Consider the following 19,638-nt stretch of genomic DNA (forward strand, 5'->3'; position numbering starts at 1 on the left):
CGTCGGGATCTGGCGCTGCGCTATGCCGAGAGCTCCGCGCCAGCTCCCGCCGCTACGACCGCCCAGATGGGCACATCAAACCGCCCGAACGAACTCAGATCTGGATAAAACCTGGGGGCAAGGTCACACGGAATCACATCAACATCCACGCGCCATATCAACCTTTCGGTCTCGGGTTGTCTGGTCAGTTTGGTCGCAGCTTGTCCGCTGTCCGAGACGTTGCCGTAGTTGAATAGGAGCCGCCGTCCTTGAGGGTGAACATTTCCGGCGCTAGTGAACGCGACCGTACGGAAGTTCCCAGCTGCAGACGAACGAAAAGTGGACGTATCTGGTGCGGTGAGGGGCGATGCAAAATCACAGCCCATAACCCATAGATCTTTCTGGTGGGCCTTCTTGGATACGTATCGAACCGCGTGCCTCGCTCCAAGTCCAGAGATTCGCGAGGTATTTGGGGATATTAGGCGCGGGAGCGCTTCGGTATTGATCTGTTGACCGACGAAGGCAGGTTCGATCGCTCCTGCCCCAACCACCTGAAAACCTCCTATTTCATCGCAAGAATTACAATTCCGTTCTGATATTTCCGGTGCAAGCCAGTTCGCAAAATTCCCGTTTGATTTCAAACACTACCAAGCTCTTGCGGCGGCTCCCTGCAGCATGAACGCAGGATGGGATCTTTTCTGCGCGCGACATTTGTGACGCTTCTAGCTGCAGTCTGCCACCTCCGGTGTATCCGGCGGGCAGCACGAAAACGCGGCCTGCAGGGCGGCGTCAGCGCGCGACGTTGTTTGCCATAAGGTGGGCTCAAGCTGCCTCAGCACCTCCACGAAATTCCAGAGGGTGACCACGCACTCACGGGACATATCTTCAAACGACAGCTCGGTTGCACACTCGCCAATATACTTTGCCCAATCGAAAAGATCGGTGAAGGCGGCGACCGCAAGCAGGCAAATACGGAAAGCATTTTGTTGATTGATTTCAATATCTGGCTTTCGCCTCACCGAGCGCAGTAATATTCTAACCTCGGCGGCTAATTTCGTGCTTCGCGTTACCGCAGCGACAATCGCCAGGCCGACGAGCAAATGAAATGCCTCGTCTGAGGACTGAATATTCGGGAGTTCATATTTCGCGCGCGCAAGACCTTCCGCAGCAAGCCGTGCAAATTCCCCATCGAGTGGAAATAGCAAGGCGCTATTTACGAGCGTTACAAAAGATTTCGCCGTGAGCGTTTCGCTTTTGAGCATCTCATTGAGATTGTCCTCGATGTCTTGAGGCATCGTAGCGACCGGTTTCTGACCTCCCTCCAACGGGCCAGGCAAGTACGAAAAGGGAAATGAGACTTGCGCGACAAGGCTGCTGTCGGAAGCTTTATCGAACAAATCTTGAGAGCCTTCGCCCAATATAGTCGCGCCGTTTTCTGGCACGGCAGCGACAATTCTTCCGACAAACTCGGCCTTTAATTGTTGGGCCGATAAAAGGTCGGGGTTCCAACGCGGCTCGCGCCGCATATCGACGAAGGTCTGCAGATAAAAATACAACCCCCTGCTTTTCCGGCACCATGCGAGGAAATCGTCGGGCAGCAGATTGACCTCGATTATCGCGCGTTCAATAACAGATGCATGTGCGATAGCAGCAAGCCGACGCCAAAAGGGTTGCCGTTCCCGGCAGATTCCCGCGCGCGCAAGCTCGCCATCGACGAGTATGATAAGGACACAGAGGAGCTCCAGTCGACCAGTCTCGCTGGCAGGATCGTCTGATCCGATGGTCCGCATCATGCCGCGAAGATGTGGTGCCAATTGAGGCATCTTATGGAGATGCTTCAATCCACATTCGACCGCACCAACTTGCGTGAACCGATCGCCCGCGTGCTCGGCCCAGTCAAAGAACTCAAGAACCTTGGCAGGATCAACCTTTTCCAGCGCGATGTTTTGGGTACCGAAAAGGTGGCTAGACAGCAGAAAAGCGGCTGGAAGATCGAGGTCAGCAGCTTCCTTTACCGCATATTCAAAGAATTGCTTGAGGTCGTGGTCCGGTGCAGGCTTTCCAACAAGGCGGTCGAAGTACGTCACCTCGTCCGGGACGAGTGCGTCTATGCTAATATTTTTGCGGCGCAACGCATTTTTGATCGCCGCAGCAACGTATCTTGGCGTGAGACGAAACTGCTTGAGCAGCCCATCGACCTCTTCGTCGTCGATCTCCCTATCCGCAAGTACTCGCCGCCACGCCTTCGAATCGTCATCGTCAATGCCGTGTCTTTTCGCTTCGGCATCAAACCAGGCCAGGCGAAGATCAGCATCGTGATGCAAGCAGCTGAAATCAGGGATTAAATGTGTTCTCTCGCCAGCCGTGATCCGAATTCCATGCCACTTCTTGTCGAGCGCAATAGTCCAGCTCTGATTGTTCCGGTCCATTATCTCGGCGTTCGCAATGCTCCCCGACAGGAGTGCGCGAATACTCTTGAAGAGAGTTGATCTCCGGAAAGCGACACCAATCTCATCAAATTGGACAATCGCATCTACACTCACTCCAACTTCGTCACGGAAGCTCTTGCTCTCTAGGGCGGATATCCGTAGCGATGGCGGAAAGAGCGCGAGGCCGGCAATCGCAGCGTCTCTTGTATCAGCTGTTGTCATCGCCAACCCCATTGTTGCCGCCCTTTGACCCGGCGATGATTGCGGAACGGACCTGCTCAACGAGCTCAGCGTAAACAATTGGCTGCTGTTCCTTCAATGGCTCCAAGAACGTTTTCGCGTGCCATTCCCAATAGCGCTGTTTAGTTTTCAGCTGCACGTTCTTGTTTAGCAAGCTTAAAGATAGAACAAGCCCGCGAAACCGGACGTTGGCGGATCTCGGCTTTTCAGCCTTCCCATATTGGGATGCCCAATCACGGATGTCGAATTGCGCCGACAGCCAGCTCGACTTGGCAGAGGCGATCTCGGTATCGATGTTGTCTTGCCACTGGGACCTGATGGCTTCGATGAAAACAAAGGCGAGATTATCGAGCCATGCCCTCTCTTTCGGCCATTGCAGGCTTCCGGTAAGCCGAGCGAGCAGAAGGTTCTCCCGTATTGCCTTAAGCTCGGCCGTTTCTACGATCACGCCATCAATGACATTTGCCGTCCTGAGCAGGTCGACGAGCTCATCAACCCGTATTGGTAAAAAACAGTAACCGGCGCGCCGCAACGTTGTGATGTATTCGCGGAACTCGTGCGACTCGAACAGGAATGATAAGACGTCATACGTTGTCCATATCTGCTTCGCACCGAAGTCTCCCGATATATTGCGGTGCTGATTGAAATGGCGATCGTCAATAATTAACACGTCAGCAATTCGCGCGGCGTTCAATATCTCGAAGCTTGGATGACTTTGGAGCCGGTCACGCTGACTTCCTTGTTCCGTCACCGACGGTGCGAGAACGACCTTTCCATTTGCGATTCCAGCTGCCAAAGACTGCCGCAGGTCATCGATAATCGAGAGAGCTCTGCGAGACAAATCTTCGTATCTCACAAAATTGTCGCTCTGATCAATGTCAGCCGGTAGTATGACCGCAGTGAAACCGGCGTCGCGCAATTTCCGCAGTATGCCGAGGTGTTGGAAATAGGTTACCGATAGGCCGTCGAGGTATAAGCGAGCTCCTGGACGAATCGAAACCGTAGTTGGCCACGGAGTCTCGTGAAGCTTCAAGTAAGATCGGGCACGCTGTTCTTCTGCTTGTGTAAGTTGACCGCGCTGCACTAGCGCGGTGATAACCTCCGCACAGCCGCACAAATGATTTGTATATTTTCTAAGATCAGCATGCTCCTCCATCAATGAACCAATCCGATGGACCGGCGCGGATCGAACAACGAGCCTCTGCGGGCCGTTCTGATGCGAAAGTGTAGCCTCGGCCAGCAGCGCCGCGAGGTCAGGACCAACTTCGGAAGCGAGCGCATCATCTATAGTAGTGGTTCGCTCTAACCTCGTGAGATGATTCGAGCTCAAGAGGTTCCTAATTTCGCGCGCATCGTCCATCCTGCTGGGCTGGTGAAACTGAATGCGCTGACGCTCCTCAAACAGCCAACCGAGCGTGGAATGCGGCACGACGATCTTCTCAAAGCGGGCAAAGACCTGCTCTGTCAGTTTCAGATTCGCAAGTGTCATGAGCGCCGTCGGATCGAATGCTGCCGATTTGGCGCTCGATGTGAATAGCCCTCGGGCGGCACTGTACGCGTAAACGGCGGTCCGCCTGCGTGGATCTACAGTCTCGGGATTTGCGAGAGCCGGCATCATAAATAGATCGAATAGCGTGCGATTAAGGAGATGACCTGCCGCGAATATTGGAAGATCGCCCGCGAGGAGTTGTTGCGTTGTACGGGATTCTCGTTCTTGCCATTCGGGGTGGAGGTCGACGACATCCTTGAACGACATCCTCTTCACTGGGCCGTTGTCGCCCGACAGAATTGCAGCCCTCTCGAGCCACGTCGCTGTCTGTGCGTCTTCCCAACCCGCGCTCACGGCAGCGCCATAGCATCCGAGATAGATCTCAGGGGCGTCGGCGCGGTTGGCGGCTTCAACAATCAATTCGCGAGAGCGTGCCGATCCGAGTTGGCGAGCGAGCTGGCCGGCTCTTAGCAATTCTCCGGCGGTGCGATCGGCGCGATTGTCCCATTCTTGCTCCACGAAGGCGGCCAGCGTCGTCCAGTCCCCGGATGCTATGGCCAGATTGACCTGGAGAATCCGATCATTGGCGTCGTCACGGACGGCGCGGAGCTGCGCCAACGCTTCCCTTGAAGCGTCGAGATCACCGGCCCGGAACAGAGCCCATGCTCGTAAGGCCGCCAGAAATGGTGATTGGGCGACAAGGTCGGGATGCTGCGAAAGAGTCGTTAGAAGGTCTTCGAAAGCCTTCGTCTCGAACAAAGCCTCTGCTAGGGCTCGCAGGGCCGGTAAGCCGTGCGTACGATCGAAGAATTCTTGTCCATATGTCACCAAGCGCGGCCAATCGCGCAGCTCCACAAGCTGTTGAACCAAATTGGCAAGATCGGGCAGCGAGCCGCTTTTCTTGAACTCCTCTTCACGCGCCTCGACTGGATTTGCCCCCTTTGCTTCCGCGATGATCCGTTCGAGACGGCCGCGCTCGCCCTCGAGATCGGCCTGATGCTGGAGTTGCTGAAAACGCTGCTCGGCCAACTCGATCTGCCCTGACTTGGCCAGCGCCTCGATTTCGACGGCCGCGACATAGAACGGATTGAGATATTTCTCTAATTGGGGTTTGTACGTCTGAATGTAGTCCGCCGTATCGCGCGGCGACTGCTTCGTTAGCGCCATGCTGAAGCGTGCGAGCGCTACATCCAGTGAGTTGCCGTCAGTGAGAGTTTCTTGACGATCGATCTCTCGCTCCACTGCTTGAAGGTCGAGACGCAATCCGAACTGCAAGGCAAGCGGTAGTCGCCTCAAGGAGTGAGCGGGGTCTCGCATGCTCGCTTGCAGATCGGTGCGCGCTCCGGGCATCGTCGCGGGATCACGCAGGCGCAGCCATAACGCGCGGTCACTTGCATCGTTGCTTACCCGGGTGCATCCAAGGGTTGAAGCAATCGTTGCGGTCTGCTCATAGAGATCGATCGCTTTTCGGCGTTCATCTAATGACGAGGCGTCGTCAGACAGTGGAATCGACGCTGAGTCAAACGGCAGTTGCCAGAAAATGACCTGCCGTAGTTCCTGCGGCGTAGCTTGGACTAGGTGGGTGCCGGCCGACAGGTAGGCGAGCACGGGCGTCTGCTCATAATCGTCGGATGTAAATGTCCGAACGAGGTTGAGGGCATCGTCCCATCGCGCGTTGTCGAGCAATTGCTTGAGGACGAAGAACTTTCCGTCAGGTGACATCTGCTCCGGCGAAAGGCCGGCTCTCGCCATCCAGGTTAGGGGATGTCGGCCGTCCTTCGCGTTTGTCACAATAATAAATGATGCCGCCCGTGCTTCGGCGGAATTCAGATTCGACAACTTCTGTAGGGCTGTCGCGACGTCGTCGTTGTATGAATCAGCGATGGCTTCTGCGATCGAGACATCGTCAGTACGGCGGATTCGCTTGGCTTCATCGAGAAGTCGAAACGCTTCTTTCCTTTCCTCCGGCTTCGACATGAGGAGTCGTGCACACCAGGCAAGGGCATCCGCTTTCATTGCAGCGGAAGTCGCCCTGAGCTGGCCGCGGAGAAGTTCATCAGAAAGCTGAAGGGCTTCTTCTATGTGCGTTGAATCGACGAAAAAACGCATGCGACGCACGCGCTGCATGCGGCGGGTCGTTTCGGCATCCACTAGCGAACTTGGCAATTCCGGCGCGGGCAAAGCCGGCTCTGGCGTTGAAAGCAGTCGTTCTTCAATACGGGCAACCGCGGCGGAGGTCCTTTGCGTTGAAGCCGCAATGTCCTGTATGAAAGTTGGATCGGCGAGCAGCCTTTTTAGCTCAAGCGGTTTTGTCAGCTGATCCCGAATATGGCGATAGACCTCGGATGCTGGGGAGTGTGGGGAGGCGATCTGAAAGTGGTCGGCATCAACCGGAATCGGTGGCGAAGGCAGGCCGACATCCCCGCTATCGGGCTTGACGATCATCCCTAGAATGCGGACAGGCCGCGTTTCGACAAGACATTGGGTGTCAATTGAAGTTTGATGTGCGTAGGTCCGATAGAACTGGTTCAAGTCCCGAAGATCGGGATCATTGCGAGGGAGGCCCTGCGCAGCATTCGAAGGGCGCATGATCAATCCTAGCCGGGCGCCCCAACTGGCGAGGTCCGCCCCGCGGTGCGGCGTCCCTAAAAATGTGACCCGCCGGATACGGTTCAGAAGATGCGCAACAGCCGGTTCATTCCGCGCACGCTCATTTGCAATGCGCAATATTTGTTCGAAGACCAAGCCACCGAAGCTATGCGTGACGAAGGCAATCTCTCCATTCCGCAGACGTTCCTCAGAGAGCAGCAAGGGAAGGATGTTGTTCGCGCGATCGCCTCGCGCCATGGAGTGCCCGCGCCAAAGAGTGGGCGCGGAGTCGTACTCAATGCTCCAAATGCCGAGTTCGGCGACATCGTCCGAAAGCCAAAGTGGCCAAAACTCCTGAGGCGTTCCCGACGACATCCAGGGAGCGTGACCAGCGCGCTTGAGGCCGTGGATGAACACCACGTGCCTGTTGATTCTCTCGGTCGTTGATTTGAGAAGAATGTCCGCCAGTTTGCCCCTCCGTCTATGGCGGCACGATCGGTGTTGAAATCGAATGAGACCGGCCGATTCTTACACGATAATAGCCCATCATAACCCTGGTGGTGTAGGCTTCGTCTTCAACCTGGCGGGGAGCGCGAAAATCTATAGTCTATCGATCGATTTTTCGATCTGGGCCAAGATATGCGCGAAGGTCGGCTCGCAGACGTAATATAGGTTTGCTGCCGGGCTCGTCTCGCGGCAGCCTGGGCCGAATCTGCTGAAAATTCCTCGCTTTCGCGCTCAGAGTATCGATGTGCAGATCCGGGATGTGATATCCCGGACTTTCTTGACCGGGATGGCGTCGCGCGGGCCGGGACCGCCGGGGTGACGGGCTTCGTCACCACGTCCGGCTGGCAGCGCGAAGGCTTCGTTCTGGCCGCCGACGCTCTTGAGCAGCTCGGTCTCGTCGATCAGATGTTCGGCGATGACATGGATAACCCCCGCTGCCGCGTTGAACCTTGCCGCGGCAGGTCATCATCTGGGCGCCGAGGATCACTCGGCGCTGCTTGTCGAATAGCGAGGCCAGACGATCAGGTTCGCGATGTCGGTCTCGTCTTCCAGGGTGATGAACATGACACCCTTTGCCGAGCCCGGCTTCTGCCGGACCAGCACTAGGCCGGGGACAGTAATCCGTGCGCCATCCTTAGCCTGGCGCAGGTGCTGGCATGGTGCGATGCCGCGGCCCGCTAGCTGCTCCCGCAGGAAAGCGAGCGGATGGGCTCGAAGGGTGAGGCCCGCAGCGCGATAATCCTCGACGACCCCGCGCCCCTGCGTCATCGGCGGCTCCTCGACTGGCTGTTCCCGAACCTCGGGTGCGATGCCCTGCTCACGCCGGTCCGCTTCGGCAAAGAGGGGGAGAGTGTCGGCCCGCACCGACTTGATTGCCCATGCCGCCTCGCGGCGTCCGATGTGCAGCGAGCGGAAGGCGTCAGCGCGCCCAAGCCGCACCAAGGCACCCGGATTGAGGTCGGCGCGGCGCGCGAGCTCCAGAATGCTGGCGTAGGGCTTGGTCCCCCTGTTCGCGACCAAACGCTTGCCGTCGGCTTCCGTAAGGCCGCGTGCCATGCGCAGCCCAAGCCGGATCGCCCGGCGGCTGTCATCCAGTGGCTCCAGCGTGCAGTCCCAGTCCGAGGCGTTCACATCAATGGGCCGGACTGCGACGCCATGGTTGCGGGCATCGCGCACGAGCTGCGAGGGATCATAGAATCTCATCGGCTGCGCGTTGAGAATGGCACAGCAGAAGACGTCCGGGTGGTGGCATTTCATCCAGGAAGAGGCGTAGGCGATGAGGGCAAAGCTCGCGGTATGGCTTTCCGGGAAGCCATACGAGCCGAAACCTTCCAGCTGCTTGAAGGTGCGCTCGGCAAAGGCCTGATCGTAGCCATTGTCGATCATGCCGGCGATCAGCTTACCGCGGAACTTGTTCACGCCCCCGGTGAACTTGAAGGTCGCCATCGCCCGGCGGAGCTGGCCCGCTTCCGTCGCCGAGAAACCGGCGGCGACCATCGCCACCTGCATCGCCTGCTCTTGAAACAGCGGCACGCCGAGGGTTTTGCCGAGCACCTTTTCGAGCTCGGGTTTCGGAAACTCAATCGGCTCCTTGCCCTCGCGGCGGCGCAGTTAGGGATGCACCATGTCACCCTGGATTGGGCCGGGCCGGACAATGGCGACTTCGATCACCAGATTCAAGGTCGAGACCTTCGAGCCCACCGAAAGCTTCAAGCCGGCGAAGCCCTACAGGACCCGCCTCAAATGGCGCGACTTACGCCGCGAGGAACAGAGCAAGCTGCTGATCACCACGCCAGAGACCGTCATCGGCGAGCTGCTCAACGGCAAGACAGAGGCCGAGCCAGCGGCTCCCGCTAAGCGGCCACGCAAGCGTCCCGTTCGCGGGCGCAGCGGCTCCCGGCGGATGGAGGGTTTTCAGACCTAGCACCCAGCAGCCGAGGAACACGAACGAACGCCCCTGCCAGCTTGGCGGGGGCGTTTTTTTGTCCTGTCCCATCGAGCGAAACAGTGCAGACCATGTGGAACGTACTAGGGTCAGCTTCCTGTCTTACTCGCGCTTTTGAGCTTGTCGGCGAAGGTCGTCCCATTCTCAATCGCCGTGATCAACCCATCTGGTGAAGTCGTGGCTCCCTTCATGAGTGTCTGGTTCTCATCAAGGATCGCCTGAAGACGCGCCTTCAAATCTGGACTTTGATAAGAGGCTCGCCTCGTCAGGTAGGCCTGATATGCTGCCTGTAGCTCAACTCCGGAAGAGATTCCGATATGGCTCCGTCCGCTCATCGGAGATTCCCTCAGATAGGTGAGCGTCTCGCGTGCACACTCGTCCCAAAGTTGAAAGGCGATCAATTCGTCGCCTGTGAGTTCAGTGAGATTGTTTCGGATGACAGACACTGCGGCTCGTAAAGGTGCGTCCATCTGGTTCGCAAGATCGATGAGCGCCTGAACCGTAAAGAGATCGGTGGCGGTATTCGCAATCGGCAAACCCGCACTCGCAACTGATCCAAAATTAGGAAAGCCAGGGAGATTTGCGCTCTGCACGATAAGAGAACTCAGAAACTTGAGCGCGGCCTTTGCGTCGTCCGACTGCTTCTGAATCTTTTGAAGCGCGTCGTTATATTGGTTGATCGTCTCGATAGCCTTATCCACCGCCTTGGAATATTTGGCGTTTTCATCTTTGATAGCCTTCTTGGTCACTGCGGCGATGTATTTCTGGCGTGGGTCTTTCGGGTCCCCGCAGCTGACCCCCACCTCGCCGCGATATCCTTCCGCCGAAAGATAGCGAAGCGTCCGGTCCTCGATTCTGAAGTCTGTATAGAGCCTTGCTGTAAGGGTCCGTTCTGCTTGCAGGTCATCGGTGAATGCTGCAGATGCTTTGGGGAGGATCTTGCTGAGATCCGAACATCCGCCGAGAAAGGCGGGGCTAATCAGCAGAGCAAATACGATTCGCTTCATGAAATGTGCTCGAGATTTTGAGTTGAAGGAACCGGAAAAGACAACCATCTCAGAATGAGTCGGGATACCGTGCCCCGCACGAAAATATCATCGGGGATAGTTCTCTTGCCCGATTGACAGTTCGACGTATCTTCCCAGCCAGACTGGCCTCCAATAAAGTTGCGCTGATCGAGTGCAGCGCAGCGGAAGCTCGAACAAGGCGCCAAGTGTGAGCCAGGCATCAGTAACTGAGCTTTCGCCACGTTATTACTCTGCGGATGTTGTCCAGAGAGGTGAGGGCGGTCAGCCTTAGGGCTGTCCCAGGTTCGAGCCCGGCCAGCCCCTGCTCAAGTTCTTCCGCCAGCCGGCAAAGCTCTTCGCGGATCAGCAGCATCAATTCGTCGATTGTCCAAAGTCGCATGATCGTCTCCATCGTGCGGTCGCGCCAATCGCGGCCTTGAACGGAGGCGCTTGCGCCGGAGGAGGCGGATGCATCGTTGGCGACCGCAACGCAGTGGAGGAGCGTCCCTTTAGGGGCGCTTGCATCCTTGAGCCGACGGCCTACCTTCAGGCGAACCGGCGCGATCAAGCCGGAGCAAGGCCGCGATGGTCGGCGATGGGGAAAGGGAGCTGAATGACATCGGCGCTGCCTCTTCTGGCGACCGATTTTGACAGTTCACCACGAAGCAGCGAAACTGGCGACTTTCTGAAGCTCGTTACAAAGCCCTATGCGCATCAAAGATTTACCTGCTCCCGTTACTGCCGCGAAGGCAGACTGGCTTCCCGGTACTCACTGGATCGGCTTTACGCCAACGGACGGATCGATACGTGCGCGCGAGCAGCGCCGCGCCACGATCAATGCGCAGGTGAACGGCGGCTACATCATCGAGTATGTTACGCTCAAGTTTGACGACCCGAATCCCGGATTTGAGAACGATCCGCGTTACCTCTCCGACAAAGCAGCGCATAAAGGGGTCGCCGGCAAATTTATAGCGGTCCATCGGCTGCGCCCGTCCGCGAGGTCCCTGCGCGAAATCCTTGGCGATGAAGAGTACGATCTGCTGCAGAACATGTGGGCTGACGGCGGCAAGCGCTATCGCTGGTCCGTCGCCTTCCCAATCATCGAAAGCTATGCGCTCAAACCGCATCGCGTCGCCAACGAAGTTCTCTCCGAGAAGGCCATGACACGTTTGTTCGCGCACCCGTCAGGGACGCTAAGGCCGTTGAATGATGATGAACGGGTGCAGATCGCGGAGCTCGAAATCGAGCCACGCCACACGGCAAATGCGTGGATTGGGATTGAAGATGAAGTGACTATGGCACAACAAAGCCAAATCAACGCCAGTACGATCAAGCTGATAAACGTGGATCTGAGTTCTGCCCTTGAAGGTATGACTGACGAGCAGAAGGCGAAGGTACGTATTAGGGCTGCGTGGCTGGCGGACAAGTTCATCAGTCAGCGCGCGAAAGCCGGGCAGCTCCATTGCGACAATTGCGGATTCGATCCCGCGACAATAATCCGCGGCACTACAGTGAGACCGCGGTCCCTCCTTGATGTTCATCATCTGAACCCTTTGGAAGAGGGCATTCGCTATACGACAAGGGCAGATTTCTGCCTTGTATGTCCCAACTGCCACCGCTTTATGCACCGGCTGGCCCAGACATTGACTGACCCGAATGAAAGGGCCCGCGCGCTTAGACCCGCGACTCGAATGGATCAGGCTAGCCGATAACTGCTGCGATCTGTCGATAACCCAAACCGTCTGGCGCCGCGTTCAAATAGGGCACGATGGAACTCGTGTCGGCTGCGATCGCCATCATCTGCGCATGCTCGCTGCGCTTATGGATAACGACTTCCCTGCCACGGGGATTGGCCAGGAATTCCTGCTCTATCATCTCGGCCACCGCCCCGCGCTCACGGTGGTAGGTGTATGTCGCGAGCCCTCTGGTGACCTCCCGGTCGAGAATCAGCAACGGTCCGGGTATGTTCGCTTGGCCGGTTATAGTAAGCGAAATGTCGGTCTTTTTGCCCCCGAGCTCGATCCACGCGTGCGAGATCATAAGATCGTCAGTTCCATCGTTGACGAAGCCAACGACGGGGTCAACTCGGAGGCCATGACGTTCGGCTAGATACGCCGTCAAAAAGAATGCCATACGGTAGCACATACCCGTTGCGGCCCGAGGCTTCACAAATCGCTCATAGGTCCGAAAGGCCACGTCAAAGACAATCTGTTCTGACGGATCCAGCAACGCCCGCCATTGCGTTAACGATGCCGTTCTGGCCTTGGCTTGTCCCATGGGATGCTCCCGAAAAAGTACGCCCGATTGCATCTGAAGCGGCGAGTCTCAGCGGAGCTGGTCGCTGTTGAGACCCCGATACTAATTCCCGGAGCCTACCGGGGCAATCCGGTGCTGGAGTTCGGCGACGTCCAGAATCAGCTGGTCGAGTCGGGTCATAATAGTCTCGACAAGCGGAAAGACCGCCAGAGCTGCCAGGATCATCTGGCGATTGCGTTCGGGATGGCCTTCCGCCGAATAGGTCACAGTACCGGTGTCGCGATCGAGTTTCGCGAACATGAAATTGTGGCCGAGTGCATTTGGGTGACAACGTTCCGAAAGGAAATCGTAATGGCCGCGGAAGCCCTTGGCGCGACGATCGAACTTGTCGATGTAGCCAAGAATATTGCGGGCCTGAATCTCCGGCGTGTCCGCGAGCATTGCCGGATCGCGGCTGGCGAAGATTCCGTTCTGAGCGAACGCGTCAAGCTGACCGAGATCTTCGTCCGCCAGCCTAGCGCGAATTTGCACTTCCAGTTCCGCAAAGATCGCGAAACTCTCCATCACAGCGCGCGACGCCAAGATGCACGCCAAGGTACTTTCTGCGTTCCAACTGATCGCGACACCGTCCATTAGCGCTACGAGTCTGTGTAACAGAGCATGCTGATAAGTCGCGAGCTTCCAAGCAAGTTTCGATTGTGCGAACGGCCCTGCAATATTGATTTCAACGGCTCTAAGGCCGGACAACCTGTCCAGGGATGAATTGATCTGCTCGACGAGTTCTTTTTCTGGAGGGAGCAGATTGTCCCTGATGATCATCTGAGTGGGCGTGCGTAACACCATGGGAGCAGGCCTAAAGCTTATGCCGACTTGGCGAGAGAAGCTACGGCAGCGCGCCGCCGGGCCGCTTCACTATGAAACACAAGACAAAGAAATCGCGTGCGTTCATAAAACGTAAGTAGCCACCCGGAATGGAGATCTTCCTCTTCGACAAGTCCAAACTTGTATTCGAGGATATCGGCCTCGGCATGCGCCGTAGTCATGGACGCAACAAAGTGGCCGGGTATCGCAAAACGCTGTGTGTCAGCAAAAATCTGGCCGTCTGTCACTGGTGAAAGAAGACCATGATGGTGACACAGACCCCGGACCACTTTGCGCACTATCCGCAGAACCCGATGGTCCCGTGCAGGATAGATGATGTGCCTGTGTTCTCCAGCCACCTCAATCGGCTCAATTTCAGCCGCCAATTCGCGTACGCGGCGATGACCATCGACATTATGAAAGCTGCGCCTCACTTTTCCGTCCCACAATTCATGGACAGCGGCGTTAGGAGCGCCCGCGACCATGAGAACATTGCGGAAATGCGGTTCATCGTCGGCCCAGCCGCCATTACACGCCTGGCAAGCGGGAACAGTTATACGTGGCAGGCGCGAGCTACTCTTAGACGGCGGATAAAGTGCTCGCGATACAACATGATCGACGGTCGAAGAAGGCGCACCGCAATAAGCGCAGCCGGACCTAAGAGACGGTTTCATGGCATAAAAGCCTAATAGCGAATCGGCTGAGCAACACAGCACAAGCCGCCCACAGTTTCAAATCGCCAAGATAAGGCTCTGAGGTTGCAGGTTGAATTGAAGGTTAGGAGGTGGCGCGTCCGCCGGTGGCGGTCAGGCTCTATGACGCCGCGGTGCAAACGTCACCGAGCCCTGCAGTCTCGGCCCTGCGGGTAACGATCCTTCGCGCAAGAGTCTGTGGTGTGCCTCGCCGGGGGCACTCGGTCCCGCGTGCCGCCCTCGCTAGCGCTGGGCCGTCGCTATGCTCACGCTCTTGCGGGTGCCCTGTTAACCGGTCTCGGCACCGGCGAGTTGCCTCCGCTGCGCTGCGGCTGATACGCCATGTCTCCGGGCGATGCGCCTTTCGGCGCACGCGGTTTGATCGCGTCAGTTCTCGCTGGGCCAGCCGTGACGCAGGAGAAGCTTGTATCCGCTCTCGCTGAGCCAGCGAGCGCGGGTCATGTAACCTTCATAGGTCTGCCGGGCTCGATGTGGCTCCCGGGCGGGATCGATATGCAGGACGATCTCCGCCACTTCCCGCCAGTCGGCACCGTCAGCGTCGGCATCCAGCAGCCGCAGATAGGTGATCGCATGCTCGTGATCGTAGGGCGTCAATGCGTCATCTGCCGGCGCGAGATCGGCGCAATCCGGATCGAGCGGCACGTTCTCCATGGGATCTCCTGACCAGCCGAGGAATGGCGAAGCTGGCCTGAGAGTTTGATCAGGGTGTGGCGGTCCGGCAAGCGGTGACGATGCGGTAAAGTAAGCCCTTTCTCGCCGCTGCCGCGGCAGTCCTTAGGGCGCTGCCCTCGGCGCGGCGCAAGGGCGGGTCCTGCGGATTTTGGCTCCCCCGCGCGCTGCGCGCGGTCCCCCTAAAAAAGGTGCTGCGCAACTTCCCTGTCCCTTGCGCCTTGCACACCCGCTGCTCGCCGCGAGGCAGGGGTTCATGGCGGCTTTTCGCCGCGCAAAACCCCAAACCAAGGAGAAGATCATGAGCAGCAGTCAACCCGCCTTCATCGACTACAGCGTCAAGGAACGTGAAGGCAAGCCCGCTATCTGGACCAAAATCGGCGCGGCATTCCCGCACAAGGGAACCGGTTTCACCATCCAGCTCGACGCGCTCCCGCTCGGTGACCGCATCGTTCTGCGCGAGCCGAAAGACGACAAGACCGCGTCACCAGACGCCAGCAACGGGGGCGCTCAATGAGCGCCCCTAATGCTCTCGGCCTGAGATGCCCGGTCTGCAATGGCTCGGAACAGATCGAAATCCTCGCCACCACCTGGCTACGGGTCACGGCGGACGGCACCCAAGCCGATCCACCGGATCAAGCCGAGTATCACTACGGTCCGGATCACTTCGCGTCCTGCGAAAGTTGCCGACACACCGGACGCCTCAGGGCCTTCAGGATCGACTAGCAATCGGGCATCAGAAAGAGGCTGTCGCAAGGCAGGCTCTTTCTTGTTGCTCATCAAATCGGATCACGACGTAAAGTTTGAGAACTACCAAGGCTTTCCATGGCACGTGAAGCTCGACGCATAGAATGTCGGGTAGGCGAGATGTCCGTTTGCCTAGGGCAAACGATTTCTCGTTGGGGACCGGAAATATGGTCCCCAAACCCCAGGACGCATGCGCTCTGCCAAGGAAAGACGACATGGCCGACCACGAAAATCTGAACCGCGTGACCGGCAGCTTAATGTCAGCCTGACAGCGAAAGAATATGAAAGCATCGTAGTTAGGGCTGCGGCGCTCGGCTTACGTCCGGTGCATTTCGGGCGTAGCATGATGCTGCGTCAGGATGGGAGCGGCTTCGCAAGCTGCGACCCAGAGCGAAAGAGGTCTGCAGATTCTGGCGTCGCAGCTGTCGCGGCTTGGAAGCAACCTGAATAAGCTTGTCCGCAGGCTTCAACAAACCGGCGATCCTTTACCGCCGGACCTTGAACCCTTTCGGTCCGTCTTAGGTGTGCACAGCTGGGCCAACCCCCTTGACTGATTCGCTGATTATCTCGTTTGCTCCTTTATATCCCGCGATAGACTGACCGGCGTAAGTGCGCTCTGAAACCTCGCGATTAAGTCTGTCGAGATTACATTCAGGCCATGCCAATTGAGCAGCCTTATCGTCGAAGAGCGACTTCAAGATCGTATGATTCATATATCTGAAAATGATAGCGCAGGATGCGTGACAACCTCGACAGGTGAATAGATGAATAACGGTTTTCCGAAGACTCCAATCACACGAATTCATGCTGCAAATCTACTGTCGAAAAGCAGAATAGAACTGAATCCTGCAGAATGGATGTATGAGCGCCTGGTTAGGCGGATTGCCGATTTCGAAAAGACACTAAGCGCCGAAGAAGAAATAGGCGGTCGATTTGTGGCTGCTCCGAAGGAGGGGGTATTCCATATTGAGGACATTTCCTACTGGGGTCCCGACATGCTGATGTTCATTGGGACCGACCTGAACGGTCGTCCGATCGAGCTGATGCAGCACTACACTCAAATGAGTGTCCTGCTATGTGCTGTACCGAAAGTCAAAGAAGAACCAAGACGGATAGGCTTCGTTCTGTTGGAGACCCTAGAACGGTCGAAGGAGGAATAACTATTGCTGTCCAGCTGGGAGTGACGCGGCCGCGCATGCAAAGCGCAAGGACCGCAGGCTGCTGGGCGCGCTGGCATGAATCGTAGCAACAGCCCGGCAGCAAGGTGAAGACCTGGGGACCGGCGGTTGCCAAGCGGTCTGGACACCGCAAGGCGGTGGTTGCGGTGCGCTGAGCGCGGAAAGCTGCACGGCGCACTGGGACTCCTCGCTGTCAACGAGCTGCAGATCAGGCTGCGCTGCAGACGTGTTTTTGACGATGAAGATGGAGAGCACCGATGGCGAAAGCGGCGAAGACTATCGTGGCAGAGAGGCAGAACACCCGGCCGAGTCAGCGTCCGGCCGCTGCACATGCCTCAGGTCTTGACATGATCAGTCAGCTTCCAGCTCCACGGCAGCAATTCATCGAGGCGATTGACGGGATGTCCGTCGATCATTCGCTGCAGGACGTCCTGCAGGTATGCGTAGGGCTCGACTTCGTTCAGCTTGCAGGTCGTGATCAGCGAGCTGATCACCGCCCAGCGATGTCCGCCACCATCGCTGCCGGCGAACAGGTGGTTCTTGCGGCCGAGGGTGACGGGGCGGATGGCGCGCTCGACCGGATTGGTGTCGAGCTCGACGCGGCCATCGTTCAGGAAGCGAGTCAGGCCGTGCCAGCGCGAGAGTGCATAGCGGATCGCTTCAGCGAGCGTGCTGCGGCCGGAGACCAGGCGGAGCTGCGCATCGAGCCAGACGTTCAGCGCGTCGACGATCGGTTTGGAGAAGGTCCTGCGTTCGGCAAGACGGTAGTCAGGCGATTGGCCGCGGATGCGCGCCTCGATCGCATAGAGCTCGCCGATCCGGCGCAGGGCTTCTGTTGCCACGGGAGACGCGGTGGCTTCGGCCACATCGTAGAACTTGCGTCGCGAGTGGCTCCAACACGCCGCGAGCGTGATGCCCTCTTTGTCGGCCAATTGCTCGAAGCCAGCGTATCCGTCGACATGCAGGTTGCCCTTGAAGGCGGCAAGATGTGCGACTGCTCGCTCGGCCTTGCGGTCGGGTGCGAACAGGTAGATGGCGGCCGGAGGTTCGGGTCCGCCCCACGGCCGTTGCTCGCGCGCGTACACCCAAAGCCGTCCCGGCTTGGTTCGTCCGCGGCCAGGATCGAGTACCGGGATCGGCGTGTCATCGGCAAAGAGATGGTTGGAGGCGAACACGTTCTTGCACAGCCGTTCGTGCAAGGCCTCGAGCCACCAGCATGCGCCGCCAACCCAGCCCGCGAGCGTCGAGCGGCAGAGATCGACGCCGTGACGGTCGAAGATCTGAGACTGCCGATAGAGCGGAAGATGATCGCAGTATTTGCTGATCAGCACGTGCGAGAGCAGCGCCGGCGTCGCAAGACCGCCAGCGATCAATCGCTCTGGCGCGCCGGCTTGCACCACCTTGTTGCAGGCGCGGCAGGCGTATTTCGGACGGGTCGTACGCAGGACGCGAAGCTGCGCCGGGACCCAATCCAGCATCTCGCTGACGCTCTCGCCGATCAAATGGAGAGCACCGCCACAGCAGCCGCAGACCCGGTCTTGTACGTCAAGCAAAACGTCTTCGTGGCAGATGATCGGGCAGCGCACGACGACGCGGCGGAGATTTGGGTTCCGGTGTGACCTTCGGTTGCGCTTCCTTGACGCGGCCGATGTCGCTGTCGAGATCCTCCAGACCAAGTGCAAGCTGGTCGGGATCGATGCGCTCGGAGCTGCGGCCGAACTGCATTCGCTGCAGCTGTTTGATGATGGACTTGAGACGATCGATCTCGGTGTCGCGGTGATCGATGGCTGCCGCGATGTCACGCACCAGGCGCTGCAGAAGCTCAGGATCGGATGGGAGATTGGTGAGATCGAGCTGCATGTCCGATGGTACTCGAACATGCTGATTCGTAGAAGAATCGTAGCTCAGTTCATCACCAGTTTTTGTCGATCATCCTGCAATCGCAGGCTTCCATACGCTTTCTGGCGCACGCCAGTCGATGCCTTCAATCAGCATCGCGAGCTGCGCCGGTGTCAGTGTGATCGATCCATCATAGCCCGCCATCACTGGCCACACGAAGCCGCCCTGGTCGATGCGTTTCGTGAACAGACAAAGCCCGTTTCCGTCCCAGAACAGGACCTTCAGGATCGATGCCTTCTTGCCGCGGAAGGCAAACAGATGGCCGGAGAACGGATCCTTCTTGAGCGTGTCCTGGACCAGCATTGCAAGCCCGTCCATGCCCTTGCGCATGTCGGTGTAGCCGAGCGCCAAGTGCACCTTCACGCCTGCAGGAACGAACATCATTGGGCTTCATCTCCGCTTTCAATCTGCGCCCGCGCGGCATCCGGATCGCTGCCCGCGGGAGCGAAGACACGCCGTCCGTCAGCGAGGTCTACAGCCATCATGCCTTCTGGTGGACGCACGAGATCGCGCAAGGCGCGCGCGGCGGCCATGTCGTCGGGCAGCACGACACGGGCGAGCTTGGAGCGCTTCTTTTGCGCGATGCCGAACTGCGCGCGCCAGCGGAACAGCAGCCCGGTGACGATCCCATGCTTGCGGGCAACGGCAGAGACCTTGGCGCCCGGCAGCTCGGTTTCCTTGGCGATCGCGAGCTTTTCCTCGTCGCTGAAGAAGCGGCGAACCGGTGCCGGCGGCGTCGCCGGATCGCCGATCTCGGCGGCTGTCAAGCGGCGTTCGGGCTGTGAGTTCCTAGCACTAGTGCTAACGGCGGGACGGGCGGAGGGATGAAGATGGGCGCGCCAGTCGATCGTGACCTCGCCGGCGGCCAGTCGGTCGCGCCATTTGCGCAGCGAATGCGGCGACAGCTGCATTGCGGAGGCGCAGGCGCGGAGCTCCATCCCGCTCCAGTTCAGCGCCTCGACATGCATCGCCCAGAACGCCTGAGACGCTCGATTGCGTACATCCGAGGTGATCGTGAACCTGCGCTGATTCTGCTTTCGGAGCGCCTTTTCCCGCTCTTCCCGGGCGCGCTCGCGGCGCAATTCCGTCTGATATTTCTCAAGCTTAAGCGCAGTCTCGTTGCCGGCCAG

At 58.1% G+C, this 19,638-nt stretch carries 14 protein-coding genes and 2 pseudogenes; 4 read left to right on the top strand and 12 right to left on the bottom strand.

What is annotated here, in order from left to right; translation table 11 throughout:
• Positions 1-701: 701 nt before the first annotated feature.
• The 3 genes and pseudogenes from QW863_RS35605 to QW863_RS35615 form a co-directional block, all read right to left on the bottom strand.
• Positions 702-2,630 carry a hypothetical protein gene (locus tag QW863_RS35605; protein WP_315718599.1) on the bottom strand — a complete coding sequence of 643 codons (1,929 nt, stop codon included), beginning with the start codon at positions 2,628-2,630 and terminating at the stop codon, positions 702-704.
• Positions 2,617-7,101, bottom strand: coding sequence for a PIN domain-containing protein (locus tag QW863_RS35610; protein ID WP_315718600.1), 4,485 nt, complete (start codon positions 7,099-7,101; stop codon positions 2,617-2,619). The genes QW863_RS35605 and QW863_RS35610 overlap by 14 nt, the downstream gene beginning before the upstream one ends.
• Positions 7,102-7,464: 363 nt before the next feature.
• A pseudogene (locus tag QW863_RS35615) lies at positions 7,465-8,910 on the bottom strand (OB-fold nucleic acid binding domain-containing protein); the annotation flags it as partial.
• Here QW863_RS35615 and QW863_RS35620 point away from each other — a divergent pair.
• Positions 8,888-9,157, top strand: a complete 270-nt coding sequence (locus QW863_RS35620; protein WP_315729399.1) for a hypothetical protein — start codon at positions 8,888-8,890, stop codon at positions 9,155-9,157. The pseudogene QW863_RS35615 and the gene QW863_RS35620 overlap by 23 nt on opposite strands.
• A 110-nt stretch (positions 9,158-9,267) precedes the next feature.
• Here QW863_RS35620 and QW863_RS35625 read toward each other — a convergent pair whose 3' ends face one another.
• Positions 9,268-10,185, bottom strand: coding sequence for a hypothetical protein (locus tag QW863_RS35625; RefSeq protein ID WP_315718601.1), 918 nt, complete (start codon positions 10,183-10,185; stop codon positions 9,268-9,270).
• A 220-nt stretch (positions 10,186-10,405) separates the two neighbouring features.
• Positions 10,406-10,585: a hypothetical protein gene (locus tag QW863_RS35630; protein ID WP_315718602.1), complete on the bottom strand. Its 180-nt coding sequence runs from the start codon at positions 10,583-10,585 to the stop codon at positions 10,406-10,408.
• A gap of 307 nt (positions 10,586-10,892) precedes the next feature.
• Between QW863_RS35630 and QW863_RS35635 the strand changes: the two genes are divergently transcribed.
• On the top strand, positions 10,893-11,897 hold the full coding sequence (locus tag QW863_RS35635) for a hypothetical protein (protein WP_315718603.1): 1,005 nt from the start codon (positions 10,893-10,895) through the stop codon (positions 11,895-11,897).
• Here the strand turns inward: QW863_RS35635 and QW863_RS35640 are convergent.
• From QW863_RS35640 to QW863_RS35655, 4 genes are all read right to left on the bottom strand, one after another.
• Positions 11,887-12,462 carry a hypothetical protein gene (locus QW863_RS35640; RefSeq protein ID WP_315718604.1) on the bottom strand — a complete coding sequence of 192 codons (576 nt, stop codon included), beginning with the start codon at positions 12,460-12,462 and terminating at the stop codon, positions 11,887-11,889. The genes QW863_RS35635 and QW863_RS35640 overlap by 11 nt on opposite strands.
• Positions 12,463-12,543: 81 nt before the next feature.
• Entirely contained in the window at positions 12,544-13,284 is a 741-nt protein-coding gene (locus tag QW863_RS35645; protein ID WP_315718605.1) for a hypothetical protein, read from the bottom strand.
• Between the two features lie 17 nt (positions 13,285-13,301).
• A complete protein-coding gene (locus QW863_RS35650; protein WP_315718606.1) occupies positions 13,302-13,976 on the bottom strand; it encodes a hypothetical protein in 675 nt (224 codons plus the stop codon).
• A 405-nt stretch (positions 13,977-14,381) separates the two neighbouring features.
• The gene (locus QW863_RS35655; RefSeq protein ID WP_315718607.1) at positions 14,382-14,666 is read right to left on the bottom strand and encodes a DNA -binding domain-containing protein; all 285 of its coding nucleotides are present in this window, start codon (positions 14,664-14,666) and stop codon (positions 14,382-14,384) included.
• Between the two features lie 274 nt (positions 14,667-14,940).
• On the opposite strand from QW863_RS35655, the gene QW863_RS35660 reads away from it, so the two are divergent.
• Positions 14,941-15,201 (top strand): hypothetical protein, encoded by a 261-nt coding sequence (locus QW863_RS35660; protein WP_315718608.1) that lies wholly within the window; start codon positions 14,941-14,943, stop codon positions 15,199-15,201.
• 994 nt (positions 15,202-16,195) lie between these two features.
• On the top strand, positions 16,196-16,591 hold the full coding sequence (locus QW863_RS35665) for a DUF6173 family protein (RefSeq protein ID WP_315718609.1): 396 nt from the start codon (positions 16,196-16,198) through the stop codon (positions 16,589-16,591).
• A 353-nt stretch (positions 16,592-16,944) separates the two neighbouring features.
• Here QW863_RS35665 and tnpC read toward each other — a convergent pair.
• The 3 genes and pseudogenes from tnpC to QW863_RS35680 all read right to left on the bottom strand — a co-directional run.
• A pseudogene (gene tnpC, locus QW863_RS35670) lies at positions 16,945-18,469 on the bottom strand (IS66 family transposase).
• A gap of 69 nt (positions 18,470-18,538) precedes the next feature.
• Complete coding sequence (gene tnpB / locus QW863_RS35675; RefSeq protein WP_315770044.1) at positions 18,539-18,892, bottom strand: IS66 family insertion sequence element accessory protein TnpB; 354 nt, start codon at positions 18,890-18,892, stop codon at positions 18,539-18,541.
• The coding region (locus tag QW863_RS35680; protein WP_315770046.1) for a transposase at positions 18,889-19,638 on the bottom strand (750 nt) is incomplete at its 5' end. The genes QW863_RS35680 and tnpB, both read right to left, overlap by 4 nt.

Origin of the sequence: Bradyrhizobium sp. SZCCHNR1017 (assembly GCF_032381375.1) — a bacterium.
Taxonomy (GTDB): domain Bacteria; phylum Pseudomonadota; class Alphaproteobacteria; order Rhizobiales; family Xanthobacteraceae; genus Bradyrhizobium.

What these genes read in the sequence shown, in the direction of transcription:
- QW863_RS35635 (WP_315718603.1), top strand. Translation starts at nt 10,893, where the DNA reads ATGCGCATCAAAGATTTACCTGCTCCCGTTACTGCCGCGAAGGCAGAC.
- QW863_RS35665 (WP_315718609.1), top strand. Translation starts at nt 16,196, where the DNA reads ATGAATAACGGTTTTCCGAAGACTCCAATCACACGAATTCATGCTGCA.
- QW863_RS35655 (WP_315718607.1), bottom strand. Translation starts at nt 14,666, where the DNA reads ATGGAGAACGTGCCGCTCGATCCGGATTGCGCCGATCTCGCGCCGGCA.
- QW863_RS35610 (WP_315718600.1), bottom strand. Translation starts at nt 7,101, where the DNA reads ATGTCGTCGGGAACGCCTCAGGAGTTTTGGCCACTTTGGCTTTCGGAC.
- QW863_RS35630 (WP_315718602.1), bottom strand. Translation starts at nt 10,585, where the DNA reads ATGCGACTTTGGACAATCGACGAATTGATGCTGCTGATCCGCGAAGAG.
- QW863_RS35605 (WP_315718599.1), bottom strand. Translation starts at nt 2,630, where the DNA reads ATGACAACAGCTGATACAAGAGACGCTGCGATTGCCGGCCTCGCGCTC.
- QW863_RS35625 (WP_315718601.1), bottom strand. Translation starts at nt 10,185, where the DNA reads ATGAAGCGAATCGTATTTGCTCTGCTGATTAGCCCCGCCTTTCTCGGC.
- tnpB (WP_315770044.1), bottom strand. Translation starts at nt 18,892, where the DNA reads ATGATGTTCGTTCCTGCAGGCGTGAAGGTGCACTTGGCGCTCGGCTAC.
- QW863_RS35650 (WP_315718606.1), bottom strand. Translation starts at nt 13,976, where the DNA reads ATGAAACCGTCTCTTAGGTCCGGCTGCGCTTATTGCGGTGCGCCTTCT.
- QW863_RS35640 (WP_315718604.1), bottom strand. Translation starts at nt 12,462, where the DNA reads ATGGGACAAGCCAAGGCCAGAACGGCATCGTTAACGCAATGGCGGGCG.
- QW863_RS35620 (WP_315729399.1), top strand. Translation starts at nt 8,888, where the DNA reads ATGGCGACTTCGATCACCAGATTCAAGGTCGAGACCTTCGAGCCCACC.
- QW863_RS35660 (WP_315718608.1), top strand. Translation starts at nt 14,941, where the DNA reads ATGGCGGCTTTTCGCCGCGCAAAACCCCAAACCAAGGAGAAGATCATG.
- QW863_RS35645 (WP_315718605.1), bottom strand. Translation starts at nt 13,284, where the DNA reads ATGGTGTTACGCACGCCCACTCAGATGATCATCAGGGACAATCTGCTC.